The sequence below is a fragment of the Stenotrophomonas sp. SXG-1 genome, assembly GCF_014083965.1.
Classification (GTDB): Bacteria; Pseudomonadota; Gammaproteobacteria; order Xanthomonadales; family Xanthomonadaceae; genus Stenotrophomonas; species Stenotrophomonas geniculata.
The window spans coordinates 1,489,577-1,506,149 of sequence record NZ_CP046588.1; the positions used below are offsets into that span (position 1 = coordinate 1,489,577).

A 16,573-nucleotide genomic window follows, 5' to 3' on the forward strand; every position below is an offset into this window, starting at 1 on the left:
GGCAGAGGATGTGTCAACAACATTTCACAGCTCTCTCTGCGGCTGCACGTCCAGGTGAAGCAGCAGGCTGCGCATTGCCGATGACAACTGCGCCCACTCGGCAAAACAGGCGCACAGGCGGCGCTGTGCCCACGCATCGGCGAGCGGTACGGCGACGGTATGCGTGCTGCGCCGATGCTGGCGGGCGATGGTCCGCGGCACGATGCCGATACCAATGTCGTGGCCGACCATGATGCACACCCCTTCGAAGGTCTTCATGCGGATGCGCACGTCCAGGCGCCGCCCGATGTCGCGTGCCTGGTCCTCGATGTAGGTCTGCAGTGCATTGCCATCGGCCAGGGCGACGAAAGTCTCGCCGGCAACATCGGCGAAGGCCAGGCTGCGCCGCGATGCGAGGCGATGGTCTGCGGGCAGCAGCATCACCAGTGGATCTTCGGCCACCACATGCTGCTGCAGGCCGGCAGCGTCGACCGCATCACTGATGATGCCGGCCTCGGCCTGGCCAGCGCTGATCGCACGCACGACTTCGGGGCTGGTGCGCTCCAGCAGTTCCACGTGCAGGCGTGGGCGTTCGGCCAGCCACGGTGCCAGCCGCGAGGGCAGGTAGTTGGTCAGCGCAGCGGTATTGGCATACAGATGCAGGGTACCGCGCGCGCCATGCGCGAATGCCTGCAGTTCGCCGCGCAGCTGCGCCTGCTGCTGCAGGATCAGGCGTGCATGGTGGGCGAGGGCGGCGCCGGCTTCAGTCAGGCTGACGCCACGCGGATGGCGGTTCAGCAGCACGGTGCCGGCATCGGCTTCGATCGTGCGCAGGCGTTCGCTGGCCGAGGCCAGGGCCAGGTTCGCCTGCGCCGCGCCGGCCGTGATGCTGCCCGCCTCGGCAATCGCCAGGAACAGGCGCAGGTCGGCGATATCCATCCGCATGTCATGCCCTCATCGCAACGCCCGAGCCTTCGGATCAGCCGAAGGGTGGGCCGGGAAGACCGCATTGTGCGCCGGGCGACGGCCCGATCCAATGAGGGCATGAATGAATCGATGTACTTCTACGCGCTGCTGGTGGTGGTGTTCGTGCTGGCTGGCGTGGTCAAGGGCGTGACCGGCATGGGGTTGCCGACGGTGGCGATGGGGCTGCTCGGTGGCGCGTTGTCGCCGGTGGCGGCGGCATCGATGCTGTTCATCCCCACCTTTGTCACCAACGCGTGGCAGCTGTTGTCCGGGCCGTCGCTGGGCCCCATCGTGCGGCGCCTGTGGCCGATGATGCTGGCGGTGGTGGCGGTGACACTGGGTTCGGCGGCGCTGCTGGTGCGGGTCGATCGCACCTGGTCGCGCGTTGCGCTGGGAGTGGCGCTGGTGGTCTATGCCGTCTATGCCCTGCTTGCACCGGTGTTTCGCGTGCCGCAGCGGCGCGAGCGTTGGCTGGGGCCGCTGGTGGGGGCATTGTCGGGCGTGGTGACCGGCGCCACCGGCGTGTTCGTGATGCCGGCGGTACCGTATCTGCAGTCGCTGGGATTGCAGCGCGAGGAGCTGGTGCAGGCGTTGGGGCTGGCCTTCACTGTGTCGACGATTTCGCTGACCACCGGCCTGGTGCTGCATGGCGCATTCGGCATCCAGCAGCTGGGGCTGAGTGCGTTGGCGGTGCTGCCGGCATTGCTGGGCATGTGGCTGGGGCAGGTGATCCGGCAGCGCATCAGTGCACGGGTGTTCCGGGCCTGCTTCCTGGGTTTCCTGCTGCTGCTCGGGCTGGAGCTGGTGCTGCGGCCGTTGTTGTGATGCCGGCCGTCGATCGCGGCGATGCCGAATCACGGGCATGAAAAAACCCGCTTTCGCGGGTTTTTCTCATTCTCGACGTGGTGCCCAGGAGAGGACTCGAACCTCCACGGTTTTACCCGCTAGTACCTGAAACTAGTGCGTCTACCAATTCCGCCACCTGGGCGTCGAGGAGCGAAATTATGGGGTGTTGTGACGGGGGTGTCAACACCCTTGTGAAGATCATTGCGATTACCGGTCGGAGTTCCTTCCTGGAGGAATCAGGGGCGAGCCTCAGGGCCGGATTACAGGCAAAAAAAATCCCCGCCGAAGCGAGGAGTTTTTTCGTTGGTGCCCAGGAGAGGACTCGAACCTCCACGGTTTTACCCGCTAGTACCTGAAACTAGTGCGTCTACCAATTCCGCCACCTGGGCGTTCCAGAGGCGCAATTGTGAAGATGAATCCGCAGGCTGTCAACGACTTCCTGAATATTTTTCACGCAAGGCGTTCAAGACGGCCACTGACCCGTTCTGCACGCCGTCAACGGCTACCATGTAGGGCGATGACTACCAAAAAACCAAGCAAGGGCGGGAGCACCTCCCGCAGCCAGGGCCCGAAGAAGGGCGCCAAGGCGGGGACGGCCCACACCACCAAGCCGGGCAAGCCGTTGCCGGGCTGGTTCCCCGAATTGAATGAAGGCGGCGCACCACCGCGTGGCCGCAAGGTCCGCAATACCGACGCGCCAGGCCCGGCCCCGGGCCGCAAGCTGCCGCCGACCGGCAAGGTGATCGACGATCCCTATGCCGCGCGTGAAGCGGAGAAATACGAACAGCCCATCGCCAGCCGCGAGGCCATCCTGGCCCTGCTGGAGCGTTGCGACGGGCCGCAGACCGCCGAAGAACTGGGCGCGCGCCTGGGCCTGACCGCACCTGACCGGGCCGAGGCGCTGTCGCGCCGGCTTGGTGCCATGGTCCGTGATGGCCAGTTGGTGCAGAACCGTCGTGGTGGTTTCGCCCCGATCCAGACCCTGAACCTGGTCACCGGCGTGGTGATCGCCAACCCGGAAGGATTTGGCTTCCTGCGCCCGGTCGAGGGTGGCGACGACCTGTTCCTGCCACCGTATGAAATGCGCAAGGTGATGCACGGTGACAAGGTGCTGGCCCGTGTGACCGGCATCGACCATCGTGGCCGCCGCGAAGGCAGCATCGCCCGCGTGCTTGAGCGCGGCATGACCCGCCTGATCGGTCGCTTCAGCATCGAGATGGGCATCAACTACGTGGTGCCCGACGACAAGCGCGTGCAGCGCAACGTACAGGTGCCGCCGGACCAGACCGGTGGCGCGCGCGACGGCCAGCTGGTGGTCTGCGAGCTGACCCAGGCGCCGGACAGCCGGCGCCCGCCGATCGGCCGCATCATCGCCGTGCTCGGCGACAAGCTGACCGCATCGCTGGTGGTGGAGACCGCCATCCACGGCCACGAGCTGCCGTTCGAGTTCCCGCAGGAGGTGCTGGACGAAGCCGCCTCGGTGCCGATGGTGGTTGAACCGGCGATGATCGGCGACCGTGTCGATCTGCGCAGCACGCCGCTGGTCACCATCGACGGTGAAGATGCCAAGGACTTCGACGACGCGGTGTACTGCGAGCCGAATGCCGACGGTTTCCGCCTGGTGGTGGCGATTGCCGATGTTTCGAACTACGTCCGCCCCGGCACGCCGCTGGACGAGGAAGCGCAGAAGCGTGCGACTTCGGTCTACTTCCCCGGCTTCGTGGTGCCGATGCTGCCGGAGACGCTCTCCAACGGCATCTGTTCGTTGATGCCGAAGGTCGACCGCATGTGCTTCGTCTGCGACATGCAGATCGACCGCGACGGCCTGGTCACGCATTCGCGCTTCTACGAGGCGGTGATGAACTCGCACGCGCGCCTGACCTACACCCAGGTGTGGAAGGCGGTGGGCGAGGACGATGCCGATACCAAGGCCTGGATGGGTGACCTGCTGCCGCAGGTGCAGCGCCTGCACCAGCTGTACAAGGTGCTGTCCAAGGCGCGCGCCAAGCGCGGTGCCATCGAGTTCGAAAGCAGTGAAGTGCGCTTCGTGCTGGACAACCGCGGTGAAGTGACCCAGGCCGGCATGCTGGTGCGCAACGACGCGCACAAGCTGATCGAGGAATGCATGATCGCGGCCAACGTCGAGGCGGCGAAGTACCTGCTGTCGCGCCACGTGCCGGCCCCGTACCGCATCCACGAGAAGCCGCCGGAAACCAAGTACGCCGACCTGCTGGAGTTCCTCAAGGAGTTCAAGCTGAGCCTGCCGCCGTGGTCCAAGGTGCGCCCGGGTGACTACACCAAGCTGCTGAAGAAGATCCGCGACCGTCCCGATGCCACGCTGCTGGAATCGGTGCTGCTGCGCAGCCAGAGCCTGGCGATCTACAGCCCGGAGAACCACGGTCACTTCGGCCTGGCGCTGGAGGCGTACGCGCACTTCACCTCGCCGATCCGTCGCTATCCCGACCTGCTGGTGCACCGCGCGATCAAGCACGCGCTGTCCGGCAAGCCGTTGGACAAGTTCACCTACAACGCGCGCGAAATGGCTGCGCTGGCGCTGCAGTGCTCCGAGCGTGAGCGCCGTGCCGATGAAGCCGAGCGTGAGGTCGACGAGCGTTATCGCGCGGCGTGGATGGAAAAGCACGTGGGTGGACAGTTCGATGGCGTGATCAGCGGCGTGACCAGCTTCGGCCTGTTCGTCGAGCTGGATGAGTCGAAAGTGCAGGGCCTGGTCCACGTGACCCAGCTGCCGCAGGACTATTACAAGTTCGACGCCACCCGCAAGACGCTGACCGGCGAGCGCCGTGGCGCCAGCTACCGGCTGGGTGACCGCGTGCGGATCCTGGTGCTGAAGGCCAGCATGGAAGAGCGCAAGATCGACTTCCGCCTGGTCGAACACAAGGGCGAGGACGAAGGCGATGGCCTGCCGCCGCTGCCGGAGCGTGGAAAGCCGGCCAAGCGGACGAAGAAGCAGTATTGAAAGGTGTGCCGACCAACGGTCGGCACCTGCCTCACCCGGTAGGTGCCAGCCGTTGGTTGGCACATCCCTCACCCGGTAGGTGCCAACCTTGGTTGGCACGACGTTACGGAGGACCGCAGATGCAGGGCCAACCCGAGTACAGCGGCGGCTGCCAGTGCGGCGCGATCCGCTTCCAGGCGCGTGGCGCGCTCACCGACAGCTCGATCTGCCATTGCCGGATGTGCCAGAAGGCCTTCGGTGCCTACTACGCGCCGCTGGTGTCGGTGCGCGGCGTGCAGTTCAGCTGGACCCGCGGCCAGCCGCGCTATTTCCAGTCGTCCAACGTGGTGCGGCGGGGCTTCTGCGCCGACTGCGGTACGCCGCTGACCTACGAGGCGCCGGACGGCGTGGCGGTGGCGGCCGGTGCCTTTGACGAACCCGAGCGCCTGCCGCCGACGATCCAGTACGGGGTCGAGCGCAAGCTGCCGTTCGTCGATACGTTGGCCAGCCTGCCGGCCCGTCGTACCGAGGAAGACATCGCCGCGCTGGATTTCCTGGCCACGATCGTGTCCCACCAGCATCCCGACCACGACACCCCACACTGGCCGCCGCGCAGCCGTTCAGCCGAAGGGTGAACGGCGGGTAGCGCCGGGCCATGCGCGGCGAGCGCGAAGCGCGGCCGTCGCCGATGCTCTACCATAGCCACCCCCTTTCCGGTCCCCGCCCGCATGAGCAAGAACAGCCAGTGGATTGTCGGCTTCAACGCCGTCGCCTCCTCCATCGAGAACGACGCCGAGAACGTCCGCGAAGTGCTGGTCGAGGCCGGTGCGAAGAACCCGCGCCTGACCGAGATCGAGGAAAACGCCCGCCGCAAGGGCATCGACGTGCGCAAGGTGAACAGCCAGGCGCTGGATGGCGTGGGTGGTTCGGTGCGCCACCAGGGCGTGGCCGCGCGCTATGCCGCCGCTCGTACCTACAGCGAGAACGAGCTGGAAGGCCTGGTCACTGCAGCCGAAGGCAAGGCCCTGCTGCTGGTGCTGGACGAGGTGCAGGACCCGCACAACCTCGGCGCCTGCCTGCGCTCGGCCGCTGCGGCCGGCGCGACTGCAGTAATCATCCCCAAGGACAAGTCGGCCACGGTGAACGCGACCGTGCGCAAGACCTCGGCCGGTGCCGCCGATCTGATCCCGGTAGTGGCGGTGACCAACCTGTCGCGCTGCCTGAAGGACCTGCAGAAGCAGGGCGTGTGGATCTACGGTCTGGCCGGCGAAGCCACCGCTTCGCTGTACCAGCTGGACCTGAAGGGCAACATCGCCCTGGTGCTGGGTGGCGAGGCCGATGGCCTGCGCCGCCTGACCCGCGAGAACTGCGATGGCCTGGTCAAGATTCCGATGCCGGGCGAGATCGAGAGCCTGAACGTCTCCGTCGCCGCCGGCGTCAGCCTGTTCGAGGCCGTGCGCCAGCGCGGTTGATCTGTAGAGCCGAGCCCACGCTCGGCTGCTCTTCGTTGCAGCCGAGCGTGGGCTCGGCTCTACAGGACGGGCCTCAGCCCGCGCTGCCGCCCAGCGCCTTGAACAGGGTCACGTCGTTGTTCAGCTGGCCCTGGCGCACGCGCGCCAACGACAGCTCGGCATCACGCCGGGTCTGCTGCGCTTCCAGCCAGGTGCGCAGGTCGGTGGCACCCACGCGGTAGCGCACTTCCTGCGCGCGCTCCACTTCCACCGCTTCGTCATACGAAGCCTGCGAGGCCGCCACCTGGCGCGCCAGCTGCTCGCGTGCCGACAGTGCGTTGTCCACTTCCGAGAGCGCGGTGTACAGCGTCTTGCGGAAATTGGTCGCGGCGATCTGGTAGCCGGTGCCGGCGATGTCGGTATCCAGCTGCGCGCGCTGCAGATTGAGGAACGGCAATGACAGGCCCGCACCCAGGGTGGCCACCGGGTTGCGCAGCACATCACCCAGCGAGGTCGCACTGGAGCCGAGGCTGCCGGTCAGGCTCAGCGCCGGGTAGTACTGGGTGGCGGTCACCTTGATGGTCTTCAGGCTGTTGCGCAGGCGCAGTTCGGCTGCGCGCAGGTCGGGACGGCGGCCGAGCAGGTCGGTCGGCAGGCCTTCGTTGATCCCGGGGCTGCGTGCGGCCAGCAGGTCCTGCGGCTCGTCCTGCTGTGGCCACGGCGTGCCGTCCAGCAGCACGGTCAGCGCATTGCGCACTTCCACCCGCTGCTGTTCCAGCGCGCTCTGCGAGGAGCGCTGCGACTGCAGGTTCTGCAGTGCCTGGCGTACTTCCAGGCGCGATACCGCACCGGCGTCGAAGCGAGCCTGGACCAGTTCGCGGGTACGTTCCAGCCGCTCCAGGTTGGCCTGGCCGGTGGCGATCGACTGGTTGAGATAGGCCAGGTTCCAGTACTGGGTGATGGTGTCGCCGATCACCAGCAGCGCGGTGTTCTGCCGGTCTTCCTCGCTGGCCTCGGCTTCCCAGCGGGCGATGTCGCGCTGGGTGCGCAGGCGGCCCCACAGATCGACCTCCCAGCCCAGCGAAACGCCGGTGGAGTAGCTGCGGCGCCAGTCATCAGCCTGGTCGGTGGCGCGGCTGGCGCTGCCACTGACCCCGGAGGACGAAGGCTGCGGCCACAGCGCGTTGCTGGCCAGGCCAGCCTGCAGGCGCGAACGCTGCACGGCCAGGCCGGCGGCGGCCAGATCGCTGTTGGCGGCCAGCGCCTGCGCCACCAGGCGGTCCAGTCGTTCATCGCCGAAGCCGGTCCACCAGGTGTCCTGGCGGATGTCGCGGCCGGGTGTATCCAGGCTGCTGCGCGGGTCGTCGGCGGGTGCATTGAGAGTGGCGTCGCCACGCCCGTAGCTGGCCGCCACGTCGGGGGCCTGCACCGGGTAGCGGCCCACCGATGCACAGCCTGAGAGGGCGAGCAGAACAGCGCCCACCAGCAGCAGGCGCGAGGGAGCAGGGAAGGGCAGTCGGGTCATCATCTTCATTCGCGGGCCAGGGCCTCCACCGGGTCGAGCTGCGCGGCATTGCGCGCGGGCAGGAAGCCGAACGCCACGCCGATCAGGGTCGAACAGGCGAAGGCGGCGACAATCGAGGCGGTGGAGAACAGCACCTGGAAGTCGCTGGCGAAGCGGCCGATCATCGAGCCCAGCAGCAGGGCCAGGCCGATGCCGAGCACGCCGCCGAGCAGGCACACCAGCACCGCTTCGATCAGGAACTGTTGGCGGATATCACTCTGCCGCGCACCCACGGCCATGCGCACGCCGATCTCACGCGTACGCTCGGTGACCGACACCAGCATGATGTTCATCACGCCGATGCCACCGACCAGCAGCGCGATGGCTGCGATCGCGCCGATCAGCAGCGTCATCGTGCGCGTGGTCTGTTCGATGGTCTGGCGGATCTCGGCGCTGTTGCTGAGGAAGAAATCCTCGGTGCCATGGCGCATCGTCAGCAAGCGGGTGATCGCTTCCTGCGCCGCATCCATCGGCGTGTCGTCGTCCACGCGCACGGTGATGCTGGAGACGTGGCTCTGGCCGAGCATGCGCGACATCACCGTGGTGTACGGCACCCACACACCGAGGCTGGTGCTGCCGCCGAAACCGAAACTCTGGCGCTTGGCCACGCCGACCACGCGTGCTGGCACGTTGCCGAGCAGGATCACCTGGCCGACCGGGTCGACATCGGGGAAGAACTGGGTCTGGGTGTTCTCGTCGATCACCGCCACCTGGCCGAGGCCCTTCACTGCATCACTGTCGAAGAAGCTGCCACTGAGCAGGGTCACGCCCTTGACCCGGAAGAACTGTTCACCGACGCCGCTGACCTGGGCGGTGGACGACTGGTTGCGGTAACGCGCGGTGACCGAGGTCGACACGCTGGGCGTGGCGCTGTCCACGTAGCTCTGCTTTGCCAGTGCATCGGCATCGCTGGCCTTGAGCGTCTGTACCCGCGCCGACCGCATGTCGCCGAAACCACGGCCTGGATAGACGTCGATGGTGTTGGTGCCGAGCGCGCTGATGTTCTGCAGGATCTGCTGCTGCGAGCCATTGCCCAGCGCCACCACCGAGACCACAGAGGCGATGCCGATGATGATGCCGAGCATGGTCAGGAAGGTGCGCAGCCGATGCGCGTTCATCGCCAGCAGTGCCATGCGGAACGCTTCGGTGAAGCGGTCGCGGGCCGCCCGCCAGCTGTTGCCGCGGGCGACGCCGGTGCTGGCCTCGCGCTGCGCGCGGTAGGTGGGTGCGTTCGGGTTGGCGCGGTCGACGATGATCTCGCCGTCGCGGATCTCGATGATGCGCTGTGCGTGTTCGGCCACGCTCATGTCGTGGGTGACGATGATGATGGTGTGGCCTTCGGCGTGCAGCTCACCGAGGATCGCCATCACCTCCTCGCCGGATTTCGTGTCGAGCGCGCCGGTGGGTTCGTCGGCCAGGATCACCTCGCCGCCGTTCATCAGGGCACGTGCAATCGACACGCGCTGCTGCTGGCCACCGGACAGCTGGCCCGGCTTGTGGTGCATGCGGTCGCTCAGGCCCAGCCGCTGCAGCAGCTGCTCGGCACGCGCGTTGCGCACTGCGCCCGGGCTGCCGGCATACACCGCCGGTACTTCCACGTTGCCGCGCGCGTCCAGGTCGCCCAGCAGGTGATAGCGCTGGAAGATGAAGCCGAAATGTTCGCGGCGCAGTTCGGCCAGCTTGTCCGGTTCCATCTTCCCGGTTTCGCGGCCGGCCACCTGGTAGCTGCCACGGGTAGGGCGGTCGAGGCAGCCGAGGATGTTCATCAGCGTCGACTTGCCCGAGCCGGACTGGCCGACGATGGCCACCATCTCACCGGCGTGGATGTCCAGGTTGACGTCACGCAGCACGGCGATCACATCGTCGCCGGCCGGGAATTCGCGTCGCAGGTCGCGCAGGCGCAGCAGCGGCGCCGTCGTGCTCATCGGCGCCCCATGCCCGGGCCGCCGACCCGCATCTGCATGCCGCCGCGGTTGCCGCCGCCGGCGCTGGCACCGGCCGCACCGCCTTCGCCCACCACCACGCGCTCGCCTTCCTTCAGGCCGGACAGGATCTCGGCCGAGGCGCCGTTATTGATGCCCACGGTGACCTTGCGCGGCTGCGGCTGGCCCTTGTCGTCCAGCACCCGCACCATGCGCTCGTCGCCACGGCGCTTCGGCCCCAGTGCCACCGCCGGCACCATCAGCACATTCTTGGCCTGCTTGAGCAGCACGGAGACCTGGGCGGTCATGTCGATGCGCAGCGTGCCGTCCGGGTTCTCCACATCGAACAGCGCGTTGTAGTAGACCGCGCTGCTGGAACTGGAGCTGGACGAACTGCTGGAGCTGGACGAATTCTCGTTGGCGATCGAGGCCGGCGCCGGATTGATCTGGCGCAGGGTGGCGTGGTACTTGCGGTCCGGGTCGCCCAGCGTGGTGAAGTAGACCGGCATGCCGGCCTTGATCTTGACCACGTCGGCCTCGGAGATCTCGGCGTTGACGGTGACCACGTCCAGCCGCGCCAGCATGACGATGGTCGGCGCGGTCTGGTTGGCGTTCACGGTGCGGCCTTCCTCGGCCACCACCGCCACCACGGTGCCGTCCATCGGCGCGGTGATGCGGGTGTAGGCCAGGTTGGCACGGGCGGTGCCCAGTTCGGTTTCGCGGCCCTTGATCTGCGCCTCGTAGGACTGCAGCTGGGCGCGGGCGGTCTTCAGCTGTGCCTCGGCGGCATCGTATTCCTGGCGCGAGGTGGCTTCGGCGGCGAGCATCTGCTGCTGGCGCGCGAACTCCAGTTCGGCCTGGCGCAGGGTGGCCTGCTGCACGGCACGCTGGGCGGTGACCTGGTCCAGCGAGGCCTGCGCGTTGAGCACCTGGTTCTGCTGGGTGGTGGCGTCGATCTCGGCGATCAGATCGCCTTCCTTCACGGTGTCGCCCAGCTGCACCTTCAGCGACTTGATCTGGCCCGAGGCCTGGGCACCCACGCTGACCAGCTTGTAGGCGTCGATCACACCGGTGGCCTCCACCGTCTGCTCGATGTCACCACGGCTGACGGGCGTGGTCGCCACCGCCGGGGCGGCGGGCTTGCGCAGCAGCCACCAGGCGGCTGCGGCGACGGCAAGGGCAAGCAGGGCGATCAGTATCAGGCGACCCCGGCGGGTCGCGGGCAGCAGGCGGAACGTCACGTCGTGGCTTCACTCTCGGGGCCGCGGCGGCGGCGTTGGTGGGCATTGTGAAGACCGGGCGATGGGCGGCTCAATCCTCGGGGTATGTCTCTATGTAACACTGTCGGTGAATACGCGTAACCACAGGTATCCCGCCCACGGGTGGATACACTGGTACGCATTGCCCCGGATGCGGTTCAGCTGCCGACACGGGATGATCGCGACATGGAGACTGAAAACACGATGCACCGACTGCTGATCGTCGACGACGACAACGACATCCGCACCCTGCTGGCCGAACAGCTCGGCCGTGCCGGCTACCAGGTGAGCACGGCTGCCGACGGCACCGCCATGCGCCAGTTGCTGGACCGCGAGCACGTGGACCTGATCGTGCTCGACCTCAACCTGCCGCGTGAGGATGGCCTGACCCTGTGCCGCGACCTGCGCGCACGCTCGAACACGCCGGTGATCATGCTGACCGCACGCGCCGAGCCGATCGATCGCGTGCTGGGCCTGGAAATGGGCGCCGACGACTACCTGGCCAAGCCGTTCGAACCGCGCGAGCTGCTGGCGCGCATCCGCAACGTGCTGCGCCGGACCGAGGCGCTGCCGGCCAACCTGGAGCCGCTGGCGGTGCGCCGTGCGCGCTTCTCGCGGTGGGTGTTCGATCTGGAGCATCGCCACCTGGTGGACCCGGACGATCGCGTGGTGGTGCTGTCCGGCGCCGAGTTCCGCCTGCTGCGGGTGTTCATCGCCCATGCCAACAAGGTGCTGTCGCGCGAGCAGCTGGTCGCGCTCAGCAGTGGCCGCAACTACGAGGCACAGGATCGCGCGATCGACCTGCAGGTCAGCCGCCTGCGCAACAAGCTGGGCGACGATGGTGGCCCGGACGGGCTGATCAAGACCGTACGCAACGAAGGCTATGTACTGGCCTCCTCGGTGAACCTGGAATAAGCCGCGATGAAGCGCCTGCGCCATTTCCTGTCCTCGATGGTCGGGCGGTTGTTCGTGATCCTGCTGCTGGGCATGAGCGTGGCCGCGATCGGCGCGACCATGCTGGCCACCTCCAAGCGCCAGCAGGAGTTCGAGCGGCAGAACCTGAACCGCATCGCCGACCGCCTGCAGGGCTACGTCAACCTGCTCGACGGCAATCCCGAGCTGCGTGAGCGCCTGCTCGAAATCGGTGGGCCGAGCGTCCGCGCGCTGCAACCCGGCGCGCGCCTGGGGCGGGCCGACACGGCGTTGATGGAAGTCCTGGATGACCGGCCGGGGCCGGTCGCTCGCGCGCATGTGCACTTCGCTTCGTTCCGCTCCTGCATTCCCAAGCTGCAGGACCTGTTGCCGCCGCCGCCGCCCGGGCATCGCAAGCACCCGCGCGAGCGTGATCCGGCATTCATCCCGCCCAAGTGCCGTGCGGTCGACGTGACCCTCAACGACGGCACGTTGCTGAAGCTGGCGCTGGATTCGCCGGCGGTGGCGCACAACGGCATCCTCGCCGTTGATCCGTGGTTCCTGACCCTGCTGGTGCTGGCGATCGCGGTGCTGGCCTACATCGTCGCGCGCATCGCCAGCGCGCCGTTGCAGGAGCTGGCGGCCGCCGCTGAAGACTTGGGCGACGACCTGCAGCGCGATCCCCTGCCGCTGCGCGGGCCGCGCGAGGTGCAGCGTGCCGCGGAAGCCTTCAACGCCATGCAGCATCGCCTGCAGCGGCACCTGGCCGAGCGCACGCAGATGCTGGCGGCGATCACCCATGACCTGCAGACCCCGCTGACCCGCCTGCGCCTGCGCCTGGAGAACGTCAGCGACGAGGTACTGCGCGAGCGCCTGATCGGCGATCTGGCCGCGATGCAGGCGTTGGTGCGCGAAGGCCTGGAGCTGGCGCGCAGCGCTGAGAGCGCCGAGCAGCGTGCCGCACTGGACCTGGATTCGCTGCTGGAGAGCATCGTTGAAGACACCGCCGAGGGTGGCGGTGATGTCGTCTTCGAAGGGGGCAGCGGTGCGGTGTTGATGTTGCGTCCGCTGGCCATGCACCGGCTGTTTTCCAACCTGGTGGACAACGCGGTGATGTACGCCTACCGGGTGAGGGTACGGGTCGAGCGCAGTGGCGGCGCGATCACCGTGGTGGTGGCCGACGACGGCCCCGGCCTGGCCGAAGATCAACTGGAAGCCGTGTTCGACCCGTTCGTGCGGGTGGAGACCTCGCGTTCGCGCGAAACCGGCGGCGCCGGTCTGGGCTTGACCATCGCCCGCGCTCTGGCCGAGAAGGATGGCGCGAGGCTGTGGCTGCGCAACCGCGCCGAAGGCGGGCTGGAGGCGGTAGTGCAGTGGCCGGCCAGTGCACAGGTAACGCCGCCGGGGCGCGCGGGCTGAGTCTTCGCGGCTGGCGATGGTGACGCCGTGGGCCGGGTTTGGCCTATCATCTGCGCATCTTCCCAGTTTCCCCCCGATGAGCCAGCCCGTTCCCGCCGGCATGCCGTTCAGCGCTGCCTGGCAGCTCCCGCATGCTGCCAGGCCCGGCAGCCCTGCCTGGCCGCCGCCGCTGCACTGATGGCCGGACAGGGGGACATCGGGCGCTGGGCGGAGCGCTGCGGATCAGGTATCGGTCGATGGCTGCGACAGGGCCTGCTGTGGCTGCTGCTGGCCCTGTCACTGCCGGTGGCTGCGCAGGAGGGGGCACCGCCGCTGCGCGATTACGCCATCGATGTATGGACGTCGCGCAACGGCCTGCCACACAACTCGCTGCGCGACATCGCGCAGACCCCCGAAGGCCACCTGTGGTTCGCCACCTGGGAAGGCCTGGTGCGATACAACGGCCTCGATTTCACCGTGTTCGACCGCAGCACCCGCCCGGGCCTGCGCGACAACGGCATCGGTGCGCTGTTCGTCGACCGTCAGGGCGGGCTGTGGATCAGTGATTCGCGCGGCAACGTCAGCCACCGCGGTAACGATGGCCAGTGGCGGGTCTGGGAGCACCAGGCCGATACCCCGCAGGTACTGATCCAGTCCATGCAGATGGACAGCCAGGGCCGCCTGTGGCTGCTCTATGAAGGCAAGGGCATCGGCTATCTGACGCCGGACACCGGCATCGTCTACCAGGCGCCGGCCGCCGACCTGCCGATGGCGATGAGCTTCACCAAGCTGGTGGTCGATGCGCAGGACCGGGTCTGGGCCGGTACGTTGGACGGGCTGGTGCTGCGCGACAACGACGGCGTGCTCAAGCGGGCGCCCGCGGCGTGGGGGCTGGGCGCCGGCAGTGGCCTGTCGTGGCCGTACCGCGCTCCGGACGGCGCGCTGTGGATCGTCGCCGGCGAGCGCCTGTACCGCGTGGAAGATGATCAGCTGGTGCTGATGCACCGCCTGCCGGGCCAGCTGCACCTGACCTCGATGCTGCAGGATCGCCATGGAGACCTGTGGCTGGGCACCGAGAACCAGGGCCTGCTACGGATCTCCTCGCATGGACTGGAGCGGCTGCCGGCGGGCCTGAACCTGCCGGGTGGACGCGTGGTCAGCCTGCGCGAGGATGCCGAGGGCAGCATCTGGGTCGGTGCCAACGGCGGCCTGTACCGCCTGCGCGAAACGCTGTTCAGCAGCTACACCGAGCGCGATGGCCTCAGTGGTGATTATGTGCGCACCGTGTTCGAGGACCGCGACCGCCAGCTGTGGGTCGGCAGTGCCAGCGGCCTCGATCTGCAGACCGCCGATGGCCGCTTCCGTGCGATGCCGCTGCACAACCGCGGCGGCAAGGCACCTTCGGTGCTCAGCCTGGCGCAGGGCCCGGACGGTGACCTGTGGGTCGGAACGTTCGGCGATGGCGTCTACCGTCTTGGTCGTGACGGCCGGCTGCGGCACAACTATGCCGCCGCCGATGGCATGCCGGGTGGCAACATCCGCGCGATCAGCGTGGACCCGCAGGGTGTGGTCTGGGCCGGCACGCAGAAGGGCGTGGTCCGCATCGACGGTGACCGTGTGCAGGTATCGAACGTCCCGGGCATGCCCGGCGGCCTGATCACCGCACTTGAGCACGATCATCAGGGCAACCTGTGGATCGGCACCATCGAGGGAATCCGCGTGCTGCGCGGCGACCACGTGCAGTCGATCGACCTGGCGCCGCTGGGCGGTGGCCGCAGCGTGTTCGGCTTCCATCAGTTGGGCGACGCGATGTGGATCAGCAGCGACCGCGGCCTGTACCGCTGGCGGAACGGCACGCTGGCGCGGGTGGGGCTGGAGCAGGGCATGCCGGTAGATGCGGTGTTCCAGCTGGTGCCGGATCGCCTTGGCAATGTGTGGATCAGCAGCAACCGCGGTGTACTGCGCACCGACATGGCCACCCTCAACGCCGTGGCCGATGGTCGCGCACCCCGGGTGATGGTGGAGCGCTACAACGAGATCGACGGCATGGCCAATGCGCAGGCCAACGGCAGCTCCGGGCCCTCGGCGATCCTGCGCCAGGACGGCACGTTCTGGGTGGTCACCGCCGGAGGCCTGAGCACCGTTGACCCGCAACGCCTGCAGCGCTTCCGCGAGCGCCTTTCACCGCCGGCAGCGATTGAAAGCGTGCAGGTGGATGGCGCACCGGTGCATTGGGAAGGCCCGGACCGCAACTACATTCCCGGCGGCCGTCGCTTGACGGTGAGCTATGTCGGCCTGAGCTACCTGATGTCGGACCGGATCCGCTACCGCACGCGGCTGGATGGCCTGGATGCGGGGTGGGTCGAACGCGGCCCGCAGCGCAGCGTGGAGTTCGTCGGCCTGCCGCCGGGCGATTACACCCTGCACGTGGCCGCGGCCCATCCGAGTGGCAGCTGGGGCCAGCAGGAAGCGGTATGGAGCTTCACCGTGGAGCCGTTCTGGTGGCAGCGACGCAGCGTGCAGGGGTTGGGTGGACTGTTGCTGCTGGCCGGGCTGGTGGCGCTGTACCGCCTGCTGCTGCAGCAGCTGAAGGCCAGCAACCTGCGCTTGGCGCGGCGGGTGGACGAGGCCACCTTCGACCTGCAGGCGAAGACCGTGCACCTGCAGGCGCTGAACCAGGAAAAGACCGAACTGGCCGAGCGCCTGGCACGCCAGGCCGAGGCCTTCGAACGGCAGGCCCGCGAAGATGCGCTGACCGGCCTGGCCAACCGCCGTGCCTTCGATGAAACGCTGGCCCGCGACTTTGCGCGTTCGCAGCGCAGTGGTCATCCGCTGTGCCTGGTGGTGCTGGATATCGACCACTTCAAGGACGTCAACGACCGCCACAGCCACAGCATCGGCGATGCCGTGCTGGTGCAGGTGGCGCGGCTGATCGCCGCCGCCAGCCGCGACTCGGACCTGCCCGCGCGGACTGGTGGCGAAGAGTTCGCGCTGCTGCTCAACGACACCCGCCTGGAGGAAGCCGCACAGCTGTGCGCACGCCTGCGCGGCCTGTTCCATGACCACCCCGACTGGGCCGGTGTGGACGGCCTGCGCGTGACCTTCAGCGCGGGGCTGGTGGAGCTGGACGCCGACGACCGCACCCCGGCGCTGCTGTACCAGCGCGCAGACCGCGCGCTGTACCGCGCCAAGAGCGACGGCCGCGATCGCACGAGCATTGGTTGATCGCATCCACGCATGGCGTGGATATGCCTCTATCGATCGGTAGAGTCGAGCCATGCTCGACTACAGCGCGACAGCGCGGAAAAAGGCGCAGCCGA

General features: G+C 67.8%; 11 protein-coding genes and 2 tRNA genes. 7 read left to right on the forward strand and 6 right to left on the reverse strand.

Features of this window, described 5'->3' with window-relative positions; genetic code table 11:
• Nucleotides 1–24: 24 nt before the first annotated feature.
• On the reverse strand, nucleotides 25–924 hold the full coding sequence (locus GOC52_RS06770) for a LysR family transcriptional regulator (RefSeq protein ID WP_043403272.1): 900 nt from the start codon (nucleotides 922–924) through the stop codon (nucleotides 25–27).
• Nucleotides 925–1,023: 99 nt separating this feature from the next.
• Between GOC52_RS06770 and GOC52_RS06775 the strand changes: the two genes are divergently transcribed.
• On the forward strand, nucleotides 1,024–1,770 hold the full coding sequence (locus GOC52_RS06775) for a sulfite exporter TauE/SafE family protein (RefSeq protein ID WP_010486252.1): 747 nt from the start codon (nucleotides 1,024–1,026) through the stop codon (nucleotides 1,768–1,770).
• A 78-nt stretch (nucleotides 1,771–1,848) separates the two neighbouring features.
• On the opposite strand, the gene GOC52_RS06780 is transcribed toward GOC52_RS06775, so the two are convergent.
• Both GOC52_RS06780 and GOC52_RS06785 read right to left on the reverse strand, forming a co-directional pair.
• A tRNA-Leu gene (locus GOC52_RS06780) sits at nucleotides 1,849–1,933 on the reverse strand.
• A gap of 162 nt (nucleotides 1,934–2,095) precedes the next feature.
• A tRNA-Leu gene (locus tag GOC52_RS06785) sits at nucleotides 2,096–2,180 on the reverse strand.
• A gap of 128 nt (nucleotides 2,181–2,308) precedes the next feature.
• On the opposite strand from GOC52_RS06785, the gene rnr reads away from it, so the two are divergent.
• From rnr to rlmB, 3 genes are all read left to right on the forward strand, one after another.
• Nucleotides 2,309–4,768: a ribonuclease R gene (gene rnr, locus GOC52_RS06790; RefSeq protein ID WP_043402593.1), complete on the forward strand. Its 2,460-nt coding sequence runs from the start codon at nucleotides 2,309–2,311 to the stop codon at nucleotides 4,766–4,768.
• Nucleotides 4,769–4,887: 119 nt separating this feature from the next.
• Entirely contained in the window at nucleotides 4,888–5,382 is a 495-nt protein-coding gene (locus GOC52_RS06795; RefSeq protein WP_043402597.1) for a GFA family protein, read from the forward strand.
• A gap of 93 nt (nucleotides 5,383–5,475) precedes the next feature.
• Nucleotides 5,476–6,219, forward strand: a complete 744-nt coding sequence (gene rlmB, locus GOC52_RS06800) for a 23S rRNA (guanosine(2251)-2'-O)-methyltransferase RlmB (protein ID WP_043402600.1) — start codon at nucleotides 5,476–5,478, stop codon at nucleotides 6,217–6,219.
• A 73-nt stretch (nucleotides 6,220–6,292) separates the two neighbouring features.
• Here the strand turns inward: rlmB and GOC52_RS06805 are convergent, their stop codons facing one another.
• Genes GOC52_RS06805 through GOC52_RS06815 form a run of 3 tightly spaced genes read right to left on the reverse strand, consistent with a single transcriptional unit; the run spans nucleotide 6,293 to nucleotide 10,925 of the window.
• Nucleotides 6,293–7,732 (reverse strand): efflux transporter outer membrane subunit, encoded by a 1,440-nt coding sequence (locus GOC52_RS06805; RefSeq protein ID WP_043402603.1) that lies wholly within the window; start codon nucleotides 7,730–7,732, stop codon nucleotides 6,293–6,295.
• The gene (locus GOC52_RS06810) at nucleotides 7,729–9,687 is read right to left on the reverse strand and encodes a MacB family efflux pump subunit (protein WP_191850986.1); all 1,959 of its coding nucleotides are present in this window, start codon (nucleotides 9,685–9,687) and stop codon (nucleotides 7,729–7,731) included. The genes GOC52_RS06805 and GOC52_RS06810 overlap by 4 nt, the downstream gene beginning before the upstream one ends.
• Nucleotides 9,684–10,925 carry an efflux RND transporter periplasmic adaptor subunit gene (locus GOC52_RS06815; protein WP_191850988.1) on the reverse strand — a complete coding sequence of 414 codons (1,242 nt, stop codon included), beginning with the start codon at nucleotides 10,923–10,925 and terminating at the stop codon, nucleotides 9,684–9,686. The genes GOC52_RS06810 and GOC52_RS06815 overlap by 4 nt, the downstream gene beginning before the upstream one ends.
• A 204-nt stretch (nucleotides 10,926–11,129) precedes the next feature.
• On the opposite strand from GOC52_RS06815, the gene GOC52_RS06820 reads away from it, so the two are divergent.
• The 3 genes from GOC52_RS06820 (at nucleotide 11,130) to GOC52_RS06830 (ending at nucleotide 16,478) form a co-directional block, all read left to right on the forward strand.
• Nucleotides 11,130–11,858: a response regulator gene (locus tag GOC52_RS06820; RefSeq protein WP_005408779.1), complete on the forward strand. Its 729-nt coding sequence runs from the start codon at nucleotides 11,130–11,132 to the stop codon at nucleotides 11,856–11,858.
• A gap of 6 nt (nucleotides 11,859–11,864) precedes the next feature.
• Nucleotides 11,865–13,274: an ATP-binding protein gene (locus tag GOC52_RS06825; RefSeq protein WP_010486233.1), complete on the forward strand. Its 1,410-nt coding sequence runs from the start codon at nucleotides 11,865–11,867 to the stop codon at nucleotides 13,272–13,274.
• A gap of 177 nt (nucleotides 13,275–13,451) precedes the next feature.
• Nucleotides 13,452–16,478 carry a ligand-binding sensor domain-containing diguanylate cyclase gene (locus GOC52_RS06830; RefSeq protein WP_010486230.1) on the forward strand — a complete coding sequence of 1,009 codons (3,027 nt, stop codon included), beginning with the start codon at nucleotides 13,452–13,454 and terminating at the stop codon, nucleotides 16,476–16,478.
• Nucleotides 16,479–16,573 lie beyond the last annotated feature (95 nt).

Excerpts from the sequence above, each read along its gene's own strand:
- GOC52_RS06805 (WP_043402603.1), bottom strand. The coding sequence starts at position 7,732 with ATGAAGATGATGACCCGACTGCCCTTCCCTGCTCCCTCGCGCCTGCTG.
- GOC52_RS06775 (WP_010486252.1), top strand. The coding sequence starts at position 1,024 with ATGAATGAATCGATGTACTTCTACGCGCTGCTGGTGGTGGTGTTCGTG.
- GOC52_RS06825 (WP_010486233.1), top strand. The coding sequence starts at position 11,865 with ATGAAGCGCCTGCGCCATTTCCTGTCCTCGATGGTCGGGCGGTTGTTC.
- rlmB (WP_043402600.1), top strand. The coding sequence starts at position 5,476 with ATGAGCAAGAACAGCCAGTGGATTGTCGGCTTCAACGCCGTCGCCTCC.
- GOC52_RS06810 (WP_191850986.1), bottom strand. The coding sequence starts at position 9,687 with ATGAGCACGACGGCGCCGCTGCTGCGCCTGCGCGACCTGCGACGCGAA.
- GOC52_RS06830 (WP_010486230.1), top strand. The coding sequence starts at position 13,452 with ATGGCCGGACAGGGGGACATCGGGCGCTGGGCGGAGCGCTGCGGATCA.
- rnr (WP_043402593.1), top strand. The coding sequence starts at position 2,309 with ATGACTACCAAAAAACCAAGCAAGGGCGGGAGCACCTCCCGCAGCCAG.
- GOC52_RS06770 (WP_043403272.1), bottom strand. The coding sequence starts at position 924 with ATGCGGATGGATATCGCCGACCTGCGCCTGTTCCTGGCGATTGCCGAG.
- GOC52_RS06820 (WP_005408779.1), top strand. The coding sequence starts at position 11,130 with ATGGAGACTGAAAACACGATGCACCGACTGCTGATCGTCGACGACGAC.
- GOC52_RS06795 (WP_043402597.1), top strand. The coding sequence starts at position 4,888 with ATGCAGGGCCAACCCGAGTACAGCGGCGGCTGCCAGTGCGGCGCGATC.